The 17641-nt window shown below is 70.4% G+C and carries 20 protein-coding genes and 2 pseudogenes; 13 read left to right on the top strand and 9 right to left on the bottom strand.

Annotated features, from left to right (window positions below):
* Positions 1–230 precede the first annotated feature (230 nt).
* The 5 genes from B9S64_RS08920 to B9S64_RS08940 all read left to right on the top strand — a co-directional run bounded on the left by B9S64_RS08920 (position 231) and on the right by B9S64_RS08940 (position 5757).
* Complete coding sequence (locus B9S64_RS08920; protein WP_103490287.1) at positions 231–974, top strand: TetR/AcrR family transcriptional regulator; 744 nt, start codon at positions 231–233, stop codon at positions 972–974.
* Between the two features lie 317 nt (positions 975–1291).
* Positions 1292–2503: an alpha/beta hydrolase gene (locus B9S64_RS08925; RefSeq protein ID WP_103490288.1), complete on the top strand. Its 1212-nt coding sequence runs from the start codon at positions 1292–1294 to the stop codon at positions 2501–2503.
* Positions 2504–2611: 108 nt separating this feature from the next.
* The gene (locus B9S64_RS08930; protein ID WP_103490289.1) at positions 2612–3535 is read left to right on the top strand and encodes a DUF4429 domain-containing protein; all 924 of its coding nucleotides are present in this window, start codon (positions 2612–2614) and stop codon (positions 3533–3535) included.
* Positions 3536–3676: 141 nt separating this feature from the next.
* The gene (locus B9S64_RS08935) at positions 3677–5071 is read left to right on the top strand and encodes a sensor histidine kinase (protein ID WP_103490290.1); all 1395 of its coding nucleotides are present in this window, start codon (positions 3677–3679) and stop codon (positions 5069–5071) included.
* Positions 5068–5757 carry a response regulator transcription factor gene (locus tag B9S64_RS08940; RefSeq protein ID WP_103490291.1) on the top strand — a complete coding sequence of 230 codons (690 nt, stop codon included), beginning with the start codon at positions 5068–5070 and terminating at the stop codon, positions 5755–5757. The genes B9S64_RS08935 and B9S64_RS08940 overlap by 4 nt, the downstream gene beginning before the upstream one ends.
* Before the next feature lie 101 nt (positions 5758–5858).
* On the opposite strand, the gene B9S64_RS08945 is transcribed toward B9S64_RS08940, so the two are convergent.
* The gene (locus tag B9S64_RS08945; RefSeq protein WP_103490292.1) at positions 5859–6878 is read right to left on the bottom strand and encodes an aldo/keto reductase; all 1020 of its coding nucleotides are present in this window, start codon (positions 6876–6878) and stop codon (positions 5859–5861) included.
* Positions 6879–6882: 4 nt separating this feature from the next.
* Complete coding sequence (locus B9S64_RS08950) at positions 6883–7335, bottom strand: MerR family transcriptional regulator (protein ID WP_093526987.1); 453 nt, start codon at positions 7333–7335, stop codon at positions 6883–6885.
* Positions 7336–7416: 81 nt separating this feature from the next.
* Here B9S64_RS08950 and B9S64_RS08955 point away from each other — a divergent pair, with 81 nt between their 5' ends.
* Complete coding sequence (locus tag B9S64_RS08955) at positions 7417–8229, top strand: serine hydrolase (protein ID WP_103490293.1); 813 nt, start codon at positions 7417–7419, stop codon at positions 8227–8229.
* Between the two features lie 86 nt (positions 8230–8315).
* Here the strand turns inward: B9S64_RS08955 and B9S64_RS08960 are convergent.
* Positions 8316–8666: pseudogene (locus B9S64_RS08960) on the bottom strand (ATP-binding protein); the annotation flags it as partial.
* 81 nt (positions 8667–8747) lie between these two features.
* Between B9S64_RS08960 and B9S64_RS08965 the strand changes: the two are divergent.
* The 3 genes from B9S64_RS08965 to B9S64_RS08975 are packed head-to-tail and all read left to right on the top strand — an operon-like array spanning position 8748 to position 10110.
* Positions 8748–9572, top strand: coding sequence for a helix-turn-helix transcriptional regulator (locus B9S64_RS08965; RefSeq protein ID WP_103490294.1), 825 nt, complete (start codon positions 8748–8750; stop codon positions 9570–9572).
* Complete coding sequence (locus B9S64_RS08970) at positions 9556–9750, top strand: DUF397 domain-containing protein (RefSeq protein ID WP_103490295.1); 195 nt, start codon at positions 9556–9558, stop codon at positions 9748–9750. Before B9S64_RS08965 ends, B9S64_RS08970 begins: the two co-directional genes overlap by 17 nt.
* Positions 9751–9771: 21 nt before the next feature.
* Entirely contained in the window at positions 9772–10110 is a 339-nt protein-coding gene (locus B9S64_RS08975) for a DUF397 domain-containing protein (RefSeq protein WP_103490296.1), read from the top strand.
* Positions 10111–10139: 29 nt separating this feature from the next.
* Here B9S64_RS08975 and B9S64_RS08980 read toward each other — a convergent pair whose 3' ends face one another.
* From B9S64_RS08980 to B9S64_RS08990, 3 genes are all read right to left on the bottom strand, one after another.
* On the bottom strand, positions 10140–10592 hold the full coding sequence (locus B9S64_RS08980; protein ID WP_103490297.1) for a GNAT family N-acetyltransferase: 453 nt from the start codon (positions 10590–10592) through the stop codon (positions 10140–10142).
* 83 nt (positions 10593–10675) lie between these two features.
* Positions 10676–11644 (bottom strand): hypothetical protein, encoded by a 969-nt coding sequence (locus tag B9S64_RS08985; protein ID WP_103490298.1) that lies wholly within the window; start codon positions 11642–11644, stop codon positions 10676–10678.
* Positions 11641–12006 (bottom strand): PadR family transcriptional regulator, encoded by a 366-nt coding sequence (locus B9S64_RS08990; RefSeq protein ID WP_103490299.1) that lies wholly within the window; start codon positions 12004–12006, stop codon positions 11641–11643. Before B9S64_RS08990 ends, B9S64_RS08985 begins: the two co-directional genes overlap by 4 nt.
* An 840-nt stretch (positions 12007–12846) precedes the next feature.
* On the opposite strand from B9S64_RS08990, the gene B9S64_RS08995 reads away from it, so the two are divergent.
* On the top strand, positions 12847–13389 hold the full coding sequence (locus B9S64_RS08995) for a hypothetical protein (protein ID WP_258037781.1): 543 nt from the start codon (positions 12847–12849) through the stop codon (positions 13387–13389).
* Between the two features lie 32 nt (positions 13390–13421).
* On the opposite strand, the gene B9S64_RS09000 is transcribed toward B9S64_RS08995, so the two are convergent.
* Positions 13422–14212, bottom strand: a protein-coding gene (locus tag B9S64_RS09000) for an IS5 family transposase (RefSeq protein ID WP_103493837.1) whose coding sequence is annotated in 2 segments (ribosomal slippage) — positions 13422–13895 and positions 13898–14212 — 789 coding nt in all. Because the reading frame shifts where the segments join, the coding sequence is not laid out codon by codon here.
* A 144-nt stretch (positions 14213–14356) separates the two neighbouring features.
* Here B9S64_RS09000 and B9S64_RS09005 point away from each other — a divergent pair.
* Positions 14357–14791: a hypothetical protein gene (locus B9S64_RS09005; RefSeq protein WP_103493831.1), complete on the top strand. Its 435-nt coding sequence runs from the start codon at positions 14357–14359 to the stop codon at positions 14789–14791.
* A 4-nt stretch (positions 14792–14795) separates the two neighbouring features.
* Here B9S64_RS09005 and B9S64_RS09010 read toward each other — a convergent pair.
* Positions 14796–15705: pseudogene (locus B9S64_RS09010) on the bottom strand (IS5 family transposase).
* On the opposite strand from B9S64_RS09010, the gene B9S64_RS09015 reads away from it, so the two are divergent.
* A complete protein-coding gene (locus B9S64_RS09015; RefSeq protein WP_146060195.1) occupies positions 15663–15908 on the top strand; it encodes a hypothetical protein in 246 nt (81 codons plus the stop codon). The pseudogene B9S64_RS09010 and the gene B9S64_RS09015 sit on opposite strands and share 43 nt — an antisense overlap.
* A 491-nt stretch (positions 15909–16399) precedes the next feature.
* Positions 16400–16900, top strand: coding sequence for a hypothetical protein (locus B9S64_RS09020; protein WP_103493834.1), 501 nt, complete (start codon positions 16400–16402; stop codon positions 16898–16900).
* Between the two features lie 488 nt (positions 16901–17388).
* Here the strand turns inward: B9S64_RS09020 and B9S64_RS34380 are convergent, their stop codons facing one another.
* Positions 17389–17553, bottom strand: a complete 165-nt coding sequence (locus tag B9S64_RS34380; RefSeq protein ID WP_181012472.1) for a hypothetical protein — start codon at positions 17551–17553, stop codon at positions 17389–17391.
* Positions 17554–17641 lie beyond the last annotated feature (88 nt).

Below are 17641 nucleotides of genomic sequence, written 5' to 3' on the forward strand. Positions count from 1 at the left end.
TGGCAACGGCGAAGAGCGTCAGCCAGGGGTGGCCGCGCAGGCCCTTCGCCGGTGCGGGAAGGATGGTGTCTTCGGGCTCCCGCGGCGCCTTCTCGACAGTGGTCTGACTAGTCATGGGCCGAGATTAGTGTCAGCTTCTGACAGTTAACAAACCATTTCACATGACGGTAACTGTCGCGTAGGTCACAGGTAGGCTGAGCCGGTCAAAGCGGCAGAAAGAGGTCCGATACGTGACGAGCAGGCAGACAGTCGGGGCTTCGCTTCCCGGGCCCCCGGCCGGATTGCGTGAACGCAGGAAACAGCGCACCCGCGAAGCCCTACTGCACACCGCTCTCGAACTCTTCACCACCCGGGGGTACGACCGGACCACCGTGGACGAGATCGTGGCGGTCGTCGACGTCTCCCAGCGCACCTTCTTCCGCTACTTCCCGAACAAGGAGGCGGCCGCCTTCGCCGCGCAGGACGCCGTGGAGTCGCGCTTCCTCCTCGAACTGCGCCAACGCCCGTGCGCGGAAGCCCCGTTCGAGGCCATGCGGCATGCGGCACTGAACACCTGGAAGAGTATCGCGGACGCCGACGGGAGTGATCTCCCGGTCGAACTCCGGCTGCGGACGTACCGGATGATCGAGTCGACGCCCTCGCTCGTCGCCGCGCACATGCGGCGCGGTGTCGAGCTGGAGCGGAAGACCGCGCTGCTGATCGCCGAGCGGGAGGGGCTGGACGTGGAGGCCGACCCCCGCCCCCGGGTCGCCGTCGCCGCCTTCTCCGGGGTGATGCGGCTGACCGGGCAGTCGTGGGGCCGCCGGCAGGACGCGAGCGCGCACGCGCTGCGCGAACTGACCGAACTCCACCTGGGCCTCCTGCGGACCACGCTCCTCGGCCCGTGGCGCACCGCGTCGCCCACGGACCACGAGGCCTGCCCCTGCCTGTGTCCGGCGGACGGCGCCACGGCCCCTTCTCCGGACCGGACGTAGCCCGGCGGCACGCGCGTTCCCCGGACCGGGTACAGCCCGGCGACACGCGCGGCCCGGCCCCGCCCTCCCCAACACCGCGCCCCCCGCCTTCCCGTACACCCGCACCCCCGCCGCCCCCGGCCGACACGCCTCGACGCCACCCCGTGACGAACATCACAAGAGCCCACGTGCGCACGCCATTTCGGGCACCGGCCCGCACCCGCCCCCGGACGCCGGGCGCACCGGGGCGCCACACGCGTCCGCCGCTCCTCCGCGGCCGGGTGATCCGGGTCACCCGTGACACGAGGGCCTGAAACCGTCTCCTAGGGTGGGGCGCAGTGACTTCCTTCGACTCCTCCCCCACCCTCACCGCGTGGCGCGCCCTGCTCGCCGTCGCGGTCGTGTTCGTGATGCTGGCGACCACGGGCTGGACCGCCGTACGCCACCAACACACCGCCACACCGCGCGACATCGCGCTCGCCTCCTGGGCGAAGGACCGGATAGGCGGTCACGCGCTCCCGGACGCGGACGCCCCCGCGGACCGGCTGGCCCGCTTCTTCGCGTCGCTCACGGCCGGGCAGCGGGTGGCGCTCACCGACAAGTACCCGCTGGTGGTGGGCAACATGAACGGCGCCCCCGTCACCCTGCGCTACCGGGCCAACCGGCGGGCCCTGGTGGCGGCCGAGGCCGAGGAGCGGCAGCGGACCGGGGACACGAGACTCTCGTTCGACGGCCGTCACCAGGCCCTGCTGCGGCTGGAACGCTTCCGGTCGCTGCTCGCGAAGGACCGGCAGATCCTCTCGTTCGACCCCTCGGGGCGAGGGCACGTGGCCGAGGTCCTCGGTGACCTCGACCGCGCGCAGCGTGTCTCCGTCGTCGTCCCCGGGGTGGACACGAACCTGCTGACGCTGGAGCGCACCGGCCGCAAGGAGAACGCCGCGCCGGTGGGCATGGCCCGCTCGCTGTACGGCGCGGAGCGCTCGGCCCGGCCGGACACCCGTACCGCGGTCATCGCGTGGGCCGACTACACCGCGCCGGCGGGCCTCGGCGTGGACGCCGCCCTCGGCGGTCTGGCGGCGGCCGGGGCGGTCCGGCTGAACGACCTCCTGGACGCGCTGCCCGGCACCTCGACGGTCTCGCTGTTCTGCCACAGCTACGGTTCCGTGCTGTGCGGTCTGGCCGCGCGGGACCTGCCCGGCCGGGTGTCCGACATCGCGGTCGCGGGGAGCCCCGGCATGCGGGCCGACAACGCGGCGGGGCTGCGGACCGGGGCCCGGGTGTGGGCCATGCGGGACGCCGACGACTGGATCGCGGACGTACCGAACATAGAGGTCGGCGGGGTCGGTCACGGCGCCGACCCGGTCGATCCGGAATTCGGCGCGCGACTCGTCTCGGCACAGGGCGCGATCGGCCACAGCGGCTATTTCGAGCCGGGTACGGAGAGCCTGAGCAATTTCGCCGCGATCGGTGTGGGCGCTTATGACTCGGTCAGTTGCGCGAGCGCCGAGCAGGCCTGCCGGAACGAGATCTCCGACGGCGTGCGTGCCTGACGCGCGTAGAGCGCGGCGAACGACGTGTGGACATCCTGTGAACGTTCCCATCGGAATGCGCATCACCAAGGGGCGACGTGAGGGCGCGTGCCGCCTACGATGAGGCACATGGGTGATGTGCTGGCCGGAATTCATGCCACCTGGGAGTTCGACACCGACTCCGTGCTCATCCGCTTCGAACGGGGGATCCGCACGCCGAGACTTTTCCAGAGTCTGCGTGAACGCCGCATTCCGTATGCCGCGTTGTCGTCGGTGGCGCTTTTCCCGGGCAAGCGGGGCACGGTGGTCCTGCACGCCGTGCCGAGACCGGGTGCCGATCCGCTCTGGGAGGCGGCGGCCGGGCAGCTGAAGACGGGCTGCGACCCGTACCGGCTGGCCCTGCCCGCCGAGCGCGAGACGCTCGCCGAGTACTACGCGGCCGAGCTGCGGGCGGTGCTGGGACCGGACGCGTCCCTGCCCGCCGACCGGTTCCTGGTCGCGGCGCCCGAGGCGCCGATGCAGTTCAAGGCGTACGACGGCCGGGCGGGCTTCGACGGGTCGCTGGTCTCCTTCCGCTGGTCGTGGACCGGGGCGTCCAGCGCCAAGTGGAAGGCGGGCGACCAGACGTTCCCGGTGGCGGAGCTGTGCGGGGTCGAGTGGCGCTCGCCGGACGCGATGGAGGGGTATCTGCGGCTGGTACCGCGGGGTGCGCCCACGGACGCGGAGGTGGCGGTGCCCGTCCCGGGGCTGACCGCCGGCCCGGACACCCCTGGTCCGTGCGTCGAGGTGGACCAGGACCCGGCCGCCGTCCTGTTCGGGCGGGGGTACGGGCCGGTGCACGAGTCCCTGCCGTTCGCCGCGGCGGTCCTGGAGTCCGTACGCCGTACCCAGCCCGCCCCGCTCGTCACGGCTCCCGCCCCGGTCGGCGGGCCGCTGCACGATCCGGCCGGCGTCGCGGAGCGGATGCGGCACCTCGGGGAGCTGCACCAGGCGGGTCTGGTGACGGACGCCGAGTACAGCGCCAAGAAGGCGGAGCTGCTCGCGGAGCTGTGACGCCCCGTCCCCTCCGGGCACGGCCGCCGCACCCCGTTCCCGGGCCATGGACCCCGTACTCCGGTACGGGGCGGGCCGGGGCAGGAGCGGCACCCTGGTATGACGCCCCGGTGCGGTGCGCCCGCCTAACCTGGCCGGGCCATGTCCTCCTCTTCCGCCTCTCCGGGGCCTCCCCCGCCCGCCGACGGCCTGATCGGCGCCGCCCGCCGCCATCTGGGTGCCCTCGCCCGCAGTCTGGCCCACCCCTCCCACCCGCCGACCCCGTTGCTCGCCGGCTCCTCCAGGCGGTGGCGGCGGCTGGCGCCCTATGTCGTCGTCACCCTGCTCACCGCCCTCTTCGTGCCCGTCACCTTCCAGATCCTGACCTCGGACTACCAGGTGGGGCGCGGCCTCGCGGCGCTCCTGGCGCTCGCCCAGGCGGGGCCGCTGCTGATGCTGGCCCACCGGCCGTTGCAGGCGTGGTGGATCGTGCTGTGCGCGGACGTCGTCGGCGCGCTGGTGCTGCTGACCCCCCTCACGGACCCGTCGCCCACCCTGGTGCAGCTCCCGCCTCTCCCCCAGGAACTCCCCTGGCCGTGGCCGCCTTCGGTCATCCTCGGCCACCTCTTCGTGCTGCTCGCCCTGGGCCTGCGCGAGACCCGGCGGACGCTGGTCGCCGTCTGGCTGACGATCTCCGCGGCCGGGCTCCTGCTGTACCTGATCGGGTCGGACCGCGACGCCGGCGGTGTGGTGCTGCTGCCGGTCCTGGGTGCCGTGGTCCTGGTGATCACGGCGGCGCTGCGGGAACGGGGCGAGGCACAGCGCAGGCTCGCCGAGCAGGAGACGATCAGCGAGACCGAGCGGGCCGGGCGGACACTGCTGGAGGAACGGACCCGGATCGCCCGGGAACTGCACGACGTGGTCGCGCACCACATGTCGGTGATCACGGTGCAGGCGGACTCGGCGCCGTACCGGATCGAGGGACTCCCGGACCAGGCGCGCGCCGAGTTCGACTCGATCGCGGCGAGCGCCCGGGAGTCCCTGGCCGAGATGAGGCGGCTGCTCTCCGTGCTGCGCAGCGACGGTACGGACGGGGAGCGCGCGCCTCAGCCGGGGCTCGACCGGATCCAGCAGCTGGTCGAGGCCACGGTGCGCTCGGGGCTCCGCGTGGAGCTGTCGATGGGCGCGGAGGTCTCCGAGGCGATACGGGAGGGGCTGCCCCAGGCCGTCGATCTGTCCGCCTACCGGATCGCGCAGGAGGCCCTGGCCAACGTGGTCCGGCACGCGCCGGGGGCCCGCACCCGGGTGTCGGTCACCGTGGCCGGCCCTCACCTGACGGTCCTGGTCGTCAACGACGGTGCGGGGCGGCCCGGTTCGCCGCTGGAGTCCACCGGGACGGGGCACGGGCTGGTCGGTATGCGCGAACGCGTACGGTTGACCGGCGGCACGCTGGACACCGGTCCGCTGCCCGACGGGGGCTTCCGGGTGGCCGCACGGCTTCCGCTGTCCGCCGCCACCCCGGTTCCGTCGGCTTCCCTCGCCTCGGAGGACTCGTGAGCATCCGCGTGATCATCGTTGACGACCAGGCCATGGTCCGGGCGGGGTTCGCGGCGCTGCTGGCGGCGCAGGGCGACATCGAGGTGGTGGGCCAGGCACCGGACGGGCGCCAGGGCGTCGAGGTGAGCCGGGAGACCTGCCCGGACGTCGTGCTGATGGACGTCCGGATGCCGGAGATGGACGGCCTGGCGGCGGCCCGCGCCCTGCTGGACCCGCCCACGGGGGTGGACCACCGCCCGAAGGTGCTGATGCTGACCACGTTCGACGTGGACGACTACGTGTACGAGGCGCTGCGGGTCGGGGCGTCCGGCTTCCTGCTGAAGGACGCGCCGCCGGCCGATCTGATCGCGGCGGTGCGCGTGGTGGCCGCCGGGGACGCGCTGCTCGCACCGTCCGTGACCCGCCGGCTGATCGCGGACTTCGCCCGGCAGCGGCCGTCCGGGGCGTTCCGGGGCGGCCCCGCCCGGCGGCTGAAGGGTCTGACCCCGCGCGAGACGGAGGTCCTGGAACTGGTGGCGCGGGGCCTGTCCAACCAGGAGATCGCGGGGCGGCTGGTGGTGGCGGAGCAGACCGTGAAGACCCACGTCTCACGGATACTCGCCAAGGTGGACCTGCGGGACCGGGCGCAGGCGGTGATCTTCGCGTACGAGTCGGGGCTGGTGGCGCCGGGCAGCGCCGAGGGGTAGCCCCCGGGGCCGCCCGGCGCCCACGCGCACCCGCACCAGGCCGGGAGGACCACCGCACACGCGGCCCGTGGGCCGTGGTGGGCCGTGGGCCGTGGGCCTGCCTACTCGCGGGCCATGGCCGTGTTGCTCATGTCCGGGTACCGGTCCCCCGCCACCTGCCCGGCGATCGGCTCCAGCCGCTCCAGCTCCTCGGCGCTCAGCGTCAGCCGGGTCGCGGCCACGTTCTCCAGCAGGCGGCTGCGCTTACGCGTCCCCGGGATCGGCACCACGGGCGTCCCGTACACCTGGGCGCGCTGCTGCACCCAGGCGAGCGCGACCTGGGCGGCGGTCACCCCGTGCGCCGCCGCGATCGTGTGGACGGGCTCCAGCAGAGCAGCGTTCCTCCGAGCGTTCTCGCCGGTGAAGCGCGGCTGGTGCTTACGGAAGTCGTTCTCCGCCAGATCCTTCGCCGCGTCCGCGAAGGCACCCGTGAGGAAGCCCCGGCCGAGCGGCGAGTACGGCACGACGGTCACGCCCAGCTCGACGGCCGCGGGCGCGGCGCTGCGCTCCACGTCCCGGCTGAAGAGCGACCACTCCGACTGGAGCGCGGCGATCGGATGCACCGCGTACGCCTCACGCAGCTCCGCCCCGGTCACCTCGCTCAGCCCGAGCTGCTTGACCTTGCCCTCCCGCACCAGCTCGGCCATCGCGCCCACCGATTCGGCGAGCGGGACGAGCGGGTCGCGCCGGTGCATGTAGTACAGGTCGATGACGTCGGTGCCCAGCCGCCGCAGGCTGCCCTCGACGGCCTGCTTGATGTACGCCGGGTCGTTGTTCACCCCCCGGAACTCCGGGTCGTCCGTCCGCTGGATGGCGAACTTGGTGGCCAGGGTGATCTCGTCGCGGTGCGCCCCGACGAACGGGGCGAGGAAGGTCTCGTTGGCGCCGCGCCCGTAGACGTCGGCGGTGTCGAAGAGGGTGACCCCGGCCTCCAGCGCCGCTTCGAGGGTGTCCCTCGCGGCCGCCTCGTCGGTGTCCCCGTAGAACTCGCTGATCCCCATGCAGCCGAGCCCCTGGACACCCACCGTGGGGCCGCCCTTCCCGAGCTCCGCCGTGGCGATCCTGTCGGTGCTCTCGCTCATGTCGTCAGACCCTTTCCGACGCCGTACGGGCGCCCGCATAGAAGTCGATCTTGTAGTCGAGTACGGCGAGGGTGTCCTGGAGCTCCGCGATGCGCGTGCGCACGTCGCGGCGGGTCGCCTCCAGCAGACCCTGCCTCTCCTCGAACGTATGTTCACCCTCGCGCAGCAGTTCCGCGTACTGGACCATGTGGGCGACCGGCATCCCGGTCAGCCGGAGCTTGCCGACGAAGGCCAGCCAGTCCAGATCGCGGTTACTGAAGCGGCGCTGCCCGGTGTGGGAACGGTCCACATGCGGCATCAGCCCGATCCGCTCGTACCACCTCAGCGTGTGCGCGGTGAGGCCGGTGAGGGCGGCCACCTCACTGATGGTGTAGCGGTCGTCACCCTCCGGGCGCGGGTGCGCCTCCTGGGGTGCGCAGGCGTCGGTCCGTGCGGGTGTGCTCTCCATCACCGTCATGCTCTCCACGCTAGAACCTTGGAGTGCACTCGAAGCAAGCGCAAACGGGTGACCCGTCCGGCCGGTCGTAAGCTCGTTCCCATGCAGAGCCTGGCACTGATCGAGAACTGGCCCGTTCCCACCGCGGCGGCGGCCGTCGTCACGGCGGACGGCGCCGTGGCGGGTACGTACGGCCCCACCACGCACCGCTTCCCCCTCGCCTCCGTCACGAAGCCGCTGGCGGCGTACGCGGCGCTGGTGGCGTACGAGGAGGGCGCGGTCGAGCTGGACGAACCGGCCGGGCCGGAGGGCTCCACGGTCCGCCACCTGCTCGCGCACACAAGCGGCCTCGCCTTCGACGAGCACCGGGCGACCGCTCCCCCCGGCACCCGCCGGCTCTACTCCAACGCGGGATTCGAGGTCCTGGGCGACCACATCGCGAAGGCCACGGAGATACCGTTCCCGGAGTACGTGCGCCAGGCGGTCCTGGAGCCGCTGGGCATGACGGCGACCACGATGGACGGCTCCCCCGCCAAGGACGGCGTCTCGACGGTGGACGACCTGGCCCGGTTCGCGGCCGAGGTGCAGGTCCCGCGCCTGCTGGACCCGCGTACGGTGCTGGAGGCCCAGACCGTCGTGTACCCCGGCCTCAAGGGCGTCCTGCCGGGGTACGGCCATCAGAACCCGAACGACTGGGGGCTCGGCTTCGAGATCCGTGACTCCAAGTCACCGCACTGGACGGGCACTTCCTCCTCGCCCGCGACCTTCGGCCACTTCGGGCAGTCGGGCACGTTCCTGTGGATCGACCCGGTGGCGGGGGCGGCGTGCGTCGCGCTGACGGACCGGGCGTTCGGCCCCTGGGCGACGGAGGTCTGGCCGGTGCTCACGGACGCGGTGCTCAAGGAACTGGCCTGACGCCCCTTGGGGTCGGCCAGACACTCGAACCACACCGTCTTGCCGGTCCCGTCGGGGCGCGGCTCCACGCCCCAGCGGTCGGTCACGGCCGCGACCAGCACCAATCCGCGCCCGCCGTCAGCGAGTTCGTCACCGACGGCGGGCCGGGGCAGCCTCGGATCACGGTCCGCCACCTCGACCCGCACCCCGTCCGCCCACAGATGGATGCACGTCTGACAGCGGCGGCCGGGGACGTGCCGGACGACGTTGGCGATCAGCTCGGTGAACGCCAGCTCGGCCGCGTCGGCGAGGTCGAGGAGGCCGGAACTCCTGAGGTACATGCGCAGGATGCGGCGGAGGTGCCGTGCCGAGTGCTCGCCCATGGCGAACTCCGAGCGGTAAGTGGGCTCGGACTCGGCGGCGCAGTCACCGGTCCGGGTGTCAGTTACGTGATTCATGTCACCAGCGTGCAGTGCGCTGATTACTCTCGGCTACACATCGAAACGAACGCCGCACGGCGTTGCAGCCGGAGGTGCCCCATGGCCAACGTGCAGACCCTCGACCCCAACGCTTCCCCGCTGGACTACTACGGCTGGGAACTCCGCCGCCTGCGCGAGGCCGCCCACCTGAAGCAAGGTCAACTCGGGGACATCATCTTCTGTACGGGCTCCCTGATCGGCCAGATCGAGACGACGAAGAAGGTCCCCACCCGCGACTTCTCGGAACGGGTGGACGCCGCACTCGGCACGGACGGCCTCTTCTCCCGCCTGGTGGGCCTGGTGCTGCGCAGCCAGCTGCCGACGTGGTTCCAGCCGTACGCGGACATGGAGACGAAGGCGACGTACATCTCCACATTTCAGGCGCAGTTGGTCCACGGGCTGTTGCAGACGGAGGAGTACGCGCGGGCCGTTCTGGCCGTCAACCACCACGACAAGATCGACGAGGTGACGGCGGCCCGCATGGAGCGGCAGCGCATCTTCCAAGGCGCCAATCCGCCCGCCCTGTGGGTCGTTCTGAGCGAAGCCGCACTACTTCAAGAGATCAGCGGGCACCAGGTCATGCAGCGCCAACTGGCCCACTTGTTGGAGTTCCACGACCATCCGTGGGTGCAAATCCAAGTGCTGCCGTTCACGGCGGGTCAACACACTGGCATGATTGGGTCGTTCACAACACTTAGATTCGAAGACGACCCTGATCTGTTCTACGTGGAGAGCTACGACCAGGGTCACATGACCGCCAATCCGCAGGTGATCAAGGAGCGTACGGTCGGCTACGCTCGCCTGCAAGCCACGGCCCTCTCCCCCGGGGACTCTGCGGTACTGATTGCTCGTGTGATGGAGGAACGCTATGGGAACCAGCCATGACCACGCCGGAGCACAGTGGCGTAAGTCGAGTTACAGCGGCCCCAGCGGTGGCGAATGCGTCGAGGTGGCCGACGGCTACCCCGCCACCGTCCCCGTCCGGGACAGCAAGAACCCGGCCGGTCCTGTCCTGTTGCTGGGCACCGACGCCTGGCAGGCTTTCGTGGACGGACTCCGGTAGACCACAGCCAGGGGGACAGCCATGCCGATCAGCCACGACCTGACCCGAGCAAGCTGGCGAAAGTCGTCCTACAGCGGAAGCACCGGCGGCGACTGCGTCGAATGCACCGTGACCGGCGCTGCCACCTGGCGTAAGTCGTCGTACAGCGGCCCCAACGGCGGTGACTGCGTCGAATGCGCGGTCACCGGCAACGCCGCCTGGCACAAGTCGTCCCACAGCGGAAACACCGGCGGCGAATGTCTGGAGGTCGCCGCCGGCTGTCCCGCCGCCGTCCCCGTCCGGGACAGCAAGAACCCCGGCGGCCCTGTCCTCGTCCTGAGCGCCGATGCCTGGCAGGCCTTCGTGGACGGGCTCCGGTAACCCGGCGCGGGAGGGGCGGCGCCCGGTGACTACCGGGCCGCCGCCGGGCGGCACAGGGCGACGGTCGCGTAACCGGTCTCCTCGTCCGTCCCGCGTCCGCGCTCCTCGAAGCCCACGCGCTCGTAGAAGCGGCGGGCGCGCCCGTTCTCCTCGAAGACGTCCAGGGTCACCTCGCCGTGCAGGGACACGGCGTGCTCCACCAGCGCCCGGCCGACCCCGGCCCCCTGGGACTCGGGGGCGACGAACAGTCCGCCGATCTCGGCCTCCAGCAGCCCGAGCAGACCCACGACGGTGCCGTCCGGTGCCTCGGCGACCCAGTTGTCGGCGTGCACGAGGTAGACCTCGCGCACCTTTCGCGCGCGCTCACCCTCTCCCTCCCCCTCGATGAAGGGGTGCGCCTCCTTCGAGGCTCGCGACCAGAGATCGACCACGACCTCTTCGTCGGCGGGCCGGTACGGGCGAATGATTGTTTCCGGGCTCATGCGGCCGAGGCTAAGGAGGGGGCAGGGGGCGTGCAATCGATTTAAGGCGCGGATGGATCACTCCCGGAGCCGGTGGGGCATGGTCACGAGGTCCCAGGGTGCTCACGGGTGCCACGCAGCCGCAGGGCGAGGCGGATGAGGAGGGCGGCCAGGCCGGTCAGGAAAGCGACCTTCCCGATCAGCATCCCGGCGCCGTAGGGCACGGATGCCAGCAGCCCGTACTCGTAGATCAGCGCGCACGCGGCGACGATCACCACCGCGGCGACAGCGCCTCCGTGACGGGACCGGGCCAGTCCGAGAGCGGCCGGAAAGGCCAGGACGAGCGGGGCGAACAGCAGGAGGACGCGCACCGGTTCCGGACGGGCGGACTCCACGATTCCCGGTCCCGCGAGGGCCTGGAAGACGGTGGTCGAGGCCACCAGCAGCGGCACCCCGAGTGCGAGGGCGGTCAGCGTGGCGTTGCGTCGGGCGCGCGGCGCGGTCGGCGGCAGGTCCGGCGGGGCGGCCAGCACCGCCGTGGCGGCCACCGCGAGACCGAGCAGCGTCGGCAGGTTCTGCGACAGCCCCTCCTGGCCGCCCGACCAGAAGGCGAGCGGCACGGACCCGGCGGCACCGGCCAGGGCACCGGCCGCGCTGATCCGGGCCCCTGTCCAGCGGCCCGCGATCAGGCATCCGAGCACCGCGAGCCAGGGGGCGTACGCGAGCGGTGTGTAGGTGCGCTCGCCGTCCCAGGCCTGCGGTTCGAGCGGCCACACCGCGAGCAGCGCGGCCGAGAGCGAGGCCGCCACGGCGACGACGTACGGGGTCATCCCGGCCAGCACCCGCCCCGCCGGCCGTGCCGAGCCCAGGCCCGTACGCATGCGCAGAGCGTGCCCGGCGACGGCTGCCGTCTCGCGCCGTACGCCCCACCTGCCCTCGGCGTCGGCGATGTCCGCCAGGGTCGCGGCGATCTCCGCGCCGTGCTGTCGGCGGTAGGCGGCCGGGTACAGCCGCACCACGCCGCCCGGTCGGGGCGAGCGGCCCTCGGTGGACTCGGACCTGTTCTCCGTCATGCGCCCGCTCCGTCCTGTGCGGGGCGCGGCGTCCCACCCGGGCGGCCCAGCCCGATGCGGCGCTCGGCCTCCCGCACGGTCGTCCGCAACCGGTCCGCCTCGGTGGCGAGCACCTCGTACCCGGCGTCCGTCAGCGCGTACGTACGGCGCAGCCTGCTGTCGACGACCTCTTCCCGTTCGACCCTGACGATCCCCTGCCCCAACAGGCGGTCGAGAGCCCCGTACAGCGTGCCCGCCCGCAGGCGCACCCGGCCGCCGGATATGGCGGCGACCTCCTGGATCAGGGCGTATCCGTGCCGCGGCGCGTCGGCGAGGGCGGTGATGAGGAGCAACGTCGGCTCCTGCAAGGGGCGTTCAGTCATAACCGTCACCATATACCGGCGATCGGTATATGCAGATGACATGCGGGGAGGGTGGGCAAGCGGTCGCGAGCGGCCCGCCGGACCGGCGGAGCGACGTGGCCTCGACGCCGGCTTGGGCGGTGCGCATGGTCCGGCCGGCCCCCGCGCTTCGGACGACGGACCCGAACCACCGCACCCAGTGGGCGGGGCACAGAGTTGGATTCATTGTTCGCTCGGGTGGATCTACGCTGGCGGATGCGGGACCATGTCCGCGGCCTGCTGGGTCAGACACCACGCAATAACGGCTGGCGGGTAAAACGAACGGTGTATACGGAGTCGCGCCGGGCTTATCGGACCGAGCAGAGCCTCCGCTGGCGCGCTACCTTCACCCGTCCGAAATAACGGAGTCGGGCGGTGCAGCGGATTCGTTGACAAGATTGTGGAGCTTCGGGGCTTCGGGGGCCGTATCGAGCCGGTGTGCGCGGCGGCCAGAGCCGTTCGTACGGGCGTGCTTGCGACCTCGTGTTCCTCAGCAGAGGTCTGGATGAAGCCGTCTCAATGGGCGCCCGACTGATCGACCGGATGCGCTCCCGCTCCACGGAAGGTTCAGACACCACGGTGGAGAGCTACCACCCCACCACCGCACTCACACGCGAGAAAGTTTAGCGACGGCAGCACGTGGTCGCGGGCAGGCAAGCCCCTCGCGCGGCGGCACAGCGTACAAGTGCTGTGCCGCCGTGCGACACGTTCCGCGCCTGAGGCATGGCTCAAACAGAGCAGCATCGCTCAAGAGCCCACCCAGGTTCGGGAGTTCCGGCACCGGCAACCTCCCGGAGGCCGGCCAAGAGCAAGGAGCTGACCTTGGAATCGACGCCGCCCCAGCATCACACGCAGGACCTCGGCGCCATGGTCGGTCTCTTCTGGATCGAATCGGGAAAGACGTACTTGGGTATGCCCCCGGTCCCACCGGCACCTGGCGTACTTTTCTCGCCCGCAGGCGTGCAGGTCGTCGGACCTGATGCGGTGCAATGCTCTTGGTCCGACGTGACGGACCTGCGGGTGACCGAGGCGCCGGTCCGTTCAACTGCGGCCCGATGGGCAGCCCGCGCCGCGAGCGTTGCCGCAGCAGCCCTGGACGCGTGGGTTCCCGGCAGCCCGACCGAGATGACAGCGGTGATTGCCATCGACGGCAACGAACACAAGACACCAGTCTTCTCGGGTGCCTCAAGCGCCTACACACAGCGGGAGGTCGATCTCTCGCACGGACTGCTCGCACGTTTCGCCCGCGGCACCTCCTCACCCTCCGTCCTGTCCGATTGGTGGTACGGAGATGGGCGGCCCTCTGGGGTACTGCCGTCGAGGCGCCGGGAGGCTCTTCTCGAGAGCTGGCTACGAGTTGGCTGAGGGCGCTGCCCACCTAAGAGCTCGTAACACGATCATGGGCGAGGCTTCTTGAGGCGTCGGTAGCAGATGAGGCTGCAGGCGAGGGAGACGAAGGCGTCGTGGAGTTCGGTGCGGCGTTCCCAGCGGACGGCGAGGCGTTTGAAGTGGTGGAGCAGGGCGAAGGTCTGCTCGACGACGTAGCGGAGTTTGCCCAGGCCCTTGATGTTCGGGCGGCCCTTCTGGGAGATGACTGGCATGATCCGCCGCTTGCGCAGTGTGTCTCGGTTCGGGTTGGAGTCGTAGCCCTTGTCGCCGAGGAGGGCTACGGGCCTTCGGCGGGGTCGTCCGGGTCGGCCCGCGACGGGCGGGATGCCGTCGACCAACGCGAGGGTTTGGGTGACGTCGTTGACGTTGGCCGCGGTCGTGATGACCTTGAGCGGGGTACCTCGTCCGTCGCAGATCAGGTGGTGCTTGCTGCCCGTCTTCCGCCGGTCGACCGGCGACGGACCGGTGTCGGCGCCCCCTTTTTCGCGCGGATGTGAGAACCATCCACGCACGCCCGTGACCAGTCGAGATTGCCGGCCGCGTTCAGCTCCGCGAGCAGGACCCGGTGCAGCTGGTCGAAGACCCCCGCCTTCTGCCACCGGTCCAGGCGGCGCCAGCACGTCTGACCCGAGCCGAACCCCAGCTCCAGGGGCAGAAGTTGCCAGGCTATGTCGTTGTAGAGGACGAACAGAACGCCCTGGAGACAGCGCCGGTCCGACACCGGCCGAGGCCCCGGGGACCGCTCCGGCCACGGCGGCAGCAGCGGCTCGATCAGCGCCCACAACTCATCGTCCACGATCCACGGTCGAGTACCCACACCCTCACGAACGGCCGAATCGCCACACCGGTAACGCCCAACCAGCACACTTCAACAAGATCGTGTTACGAGCTCTAAGACTTGTCCGGCCGATCATGGCTGTGGGCGGTCGGGCATGATGCGAGGGTGAGCAACATCGTGAAGTTCTTCGTGGCGCCGGAAGACACGTCAGCCGGTCTGGCCCTCCAGACGGGCCCGGGGCGGGCATTCGAGTCGATCTCCTTCGGCAACTTCGATCCCGAAGAGGCGGTCGTCGAGTGGGAATGCCTTCTGGCCGGCGGCAGCTTCGAGGAACTCGTCGAAGCCGGTGAGCCTCGCATCGTCGCCGGCCAGGGCGATGACGGATGCGTCGTCTTCGCGATCTCGCCTCGCCTGTCCACCGCACTCGCGGACGCAGGGCACTCCAGGCTGCGTGACATCGCTGCCTCGTGGGCTCAGCTGTGTGCGGAGGACGGTGACGTCATCGAAACGGAGATCGCCCACGCGATCGTGAGTGATCTGGCTGCTCTCGTCAGCAGCGCCCGGCGCCAGAACCAGAGCGCCTACTGCTGGGTCGCGTAGGAGTTCATGTTCGGAGCCAGATAGCGACGGACGCCACTGTGGCGGTGCCGAGGAAGACGTAGCCGCGCTTGTCGTAGCGAGTCGCGACCGCCGGGAACTGCTTCAAGCGGTTGATCGTCCGTTCGACGGTGTTGCGCTTCTTGTAGCGGTCCTCATCGAAGCCGGACGGCCGTCCACCGCGTGCGCCCTTGCGCAGGCGGGCCGCCTGACTGTCGGACTTCTCGGGGATGGTGTGGCGGATCCCCCGCCGTCGCAAGTACTCCCGGATGGGGCCATTGCTGTAAGCCTTGTCGGCCGCGAGGCTGTCGGGCTTCTTGCGTGGCCGTCCCAGGCCAGGTCTGGGCACCCGGATCTTCTCCAGGACCGGCTTGAACTGGGTGCAGTCTGCCCGCTGACCTGGAGTGACGATCAGGGACAGCGGACGACAGCGGCCGTCCGCGCTCAGGTGGAGCTTGCTGGTGAACCCGCCCCGCGAGCGGCCCAGGCCCTCACCTTCCGCGCCACCTCCACCAAGCGGGCGAGGAGACTCTGCCACGGCGTCTCGTCCTGGTGTTCCATCCCTTCGCCCCCCCCTTTGACCCCGGGGCCGGAGACGGGTCGATGCGGGCGCCGGCCGCATGCTGATGCGCGCGGACGATGGTGGAGTCGACCGAGATGTCCCAGTCTTTGATGGTGACTGTGCCTTCTGCCAGGCCGCCCCACGGTCCTGGCGCCCGCACCCGTGAAGGCGGGCGCCGCCATGATGGCCACCGAACCGCACCCTGCCTCCACACCTCTCGGGCGTCAACCCAAGCCGTGCAGCGCCGCTCGTTCAGATGATCTCCGGCCCAGTGCCCGCTATGGCACCGTGGCCATCGCCAAACTCGTGATCGTGACCGACCTGAACCTCCCTGACGGGACGGGCCGGACGGCAGCCGGCACTGGCCGCGTCCGCTTCCCGCTCGCGCGGTGGATCCTCGCCCCGCGTACGACGTGGCAGGCGCGCCGTCTGGCCGCCGACTTCGGCGAGGGGATGGACGCCCGGACCGCGTGGGTGATGGCCCGTCTGGCCCGCCACCCTGACGAACGCGGCTACGCCATGGTCCACTTGGACGACGACCGACGGGCCACGGACTGAGGAGAACTCAGGAATGCCGCCCGGCCGTGCCAGTACCGGCCCGACCCGATCCCCGTCCTGCTCCGTCATGGTCGTGACCGTAGCGAGCGCGCCTGTCCGAAGACGCCGTCTCTCGCAGCTCAGCCGGCTCCCTATGAGCCTCACATGGCGTTTCCGCAGGTGAAGGCGGTGCAGCACGTGCCCGTCGTGGGTGGCGAGCACCATGTTCAGGCACGGCTGACCTCTGACAGGTGATCTTGGCCGTTTGCCATCTGGCTTTCACGGCGGGGTGCTTGCTGCGGTGCTCTTCACTCCGATGGAATGATCACTGGACAGGACGTTCGGCAGCGTGGGGGCAGATGATGGGCAGGCGGGAGATGCGGCGGAAGCTTCATGCTCCGCTGCGTCGAGCGGGCTTGCAAGTGCTTGAGGGCGGGGTGCCGAAATGTCCGTTGCCGGTATTCGCGGTGGGCGCGACGGTCAGTTGTGGCGACGGGACGGGTCGGCGTGACATGTACGTCGACTTCGACGCCCCGTCCCTCATCGAGCGTGCCAACCAGGGCTGGTACGAGTTGGCGACCTCTTTCAGGCTGTTCGGAGCCGACCGGGAGTTTTTGCTTGCCTTGCCCGCTCATCTTCATAGCGCGCGAGCGGCATCCCGGCACCGCAAGTCCGTCTGGCGCCGAGTGCGTCTGCTCGACGACTGGGACGTGATGGGCGCCGGTTGCGCGGTTAGTCGGGGGATGAACGAGCACGGATACCCCGAGCACCTGCTCGGCTCAGGCGCTGGCCGCCCGGAGTTCGCCATGCTGTCTCTCGACAGCACCGTCGCCGTGATCGGGACCACCTGGCAGAACGGCATCAGCTCCCTGGCCGTGCCCAACCCGAGCGACACAGAACCCGTACGAAACACGATCGGCTGGGCGGCGACCAGCGAATGGGATTCCCGTTCAGACCGCGCTGAGGCACTCGCGTGGCTGCGACACCACGAGCCGAGCACACAAGAGGCATAGAACGGCACCGAAGCCAGTGATCAAAGTCATTTGGCAATCGGTCAAGAACCTCTGTCAGAGGACAACGGCGCCGGGCCAACGATGGGGAGTTCGCAGGCGGTGGCGACGTCCTGCGTCTCTCGACTTCGAACCCGCCGATGACCTTCGACAAAGGATCTTCGCCGCTTGCCAGGTGATCTTGACGACGGGTAGTTCTCTGCCACCTGATCTTGACCAACGAGGTCACCTGCCCCGCAGGCCGGGGCGGCGGCTGCCCGACGCGACCGGACTCCACCGCAGGAGAGGCGGAACCGGGAGGCGAAACTGTGGAATGGACTGATTGGACTGGCATGCAACGTGCCCGGATGCCCTCTTCACTGTGGATCGACGTGCGGTGACTGCAGCCGGAGGCGGTCATTCCCACCGAGGGCGAGGCCGCCTTCGACCGTTTCTGCCACCCTCCGGATTGGATCACCACATGGTCTGGGCTGGCCCGCTCAGGCATGACCTTAGGGACGGCGGTCGTTGCCCTGGTCATTGTGGAGGATCAGGTACACGATGGCTACAACGGCGGCTGATACCCCGATCGCTGTGCCGAGAGCAGGGTTGCTGTAAGCGGCGTAGCCAACGATCACGGCAACGATCGCGAGGAGGAGCATGGTCTGGGTATTCATGTAACGGGCCACCCCTGTGGTCTGGCCCGCCGCACGCGTCTTCCCGGATCACTGCGGCGGGCCTGCCTCGGCCCGCCGCCGGATGACG

Source organism: Streptomyces sp. SM18 (assembly GCF_002910775.2).
In the GTDB taxonomy this organism is placed as follows: domain Bacteria; phylum Actinomycetota; class Actinomycetes; order Streptomycetales; family Streptomycetaceae; genus Streptomyces; species Streptomyces halstedii.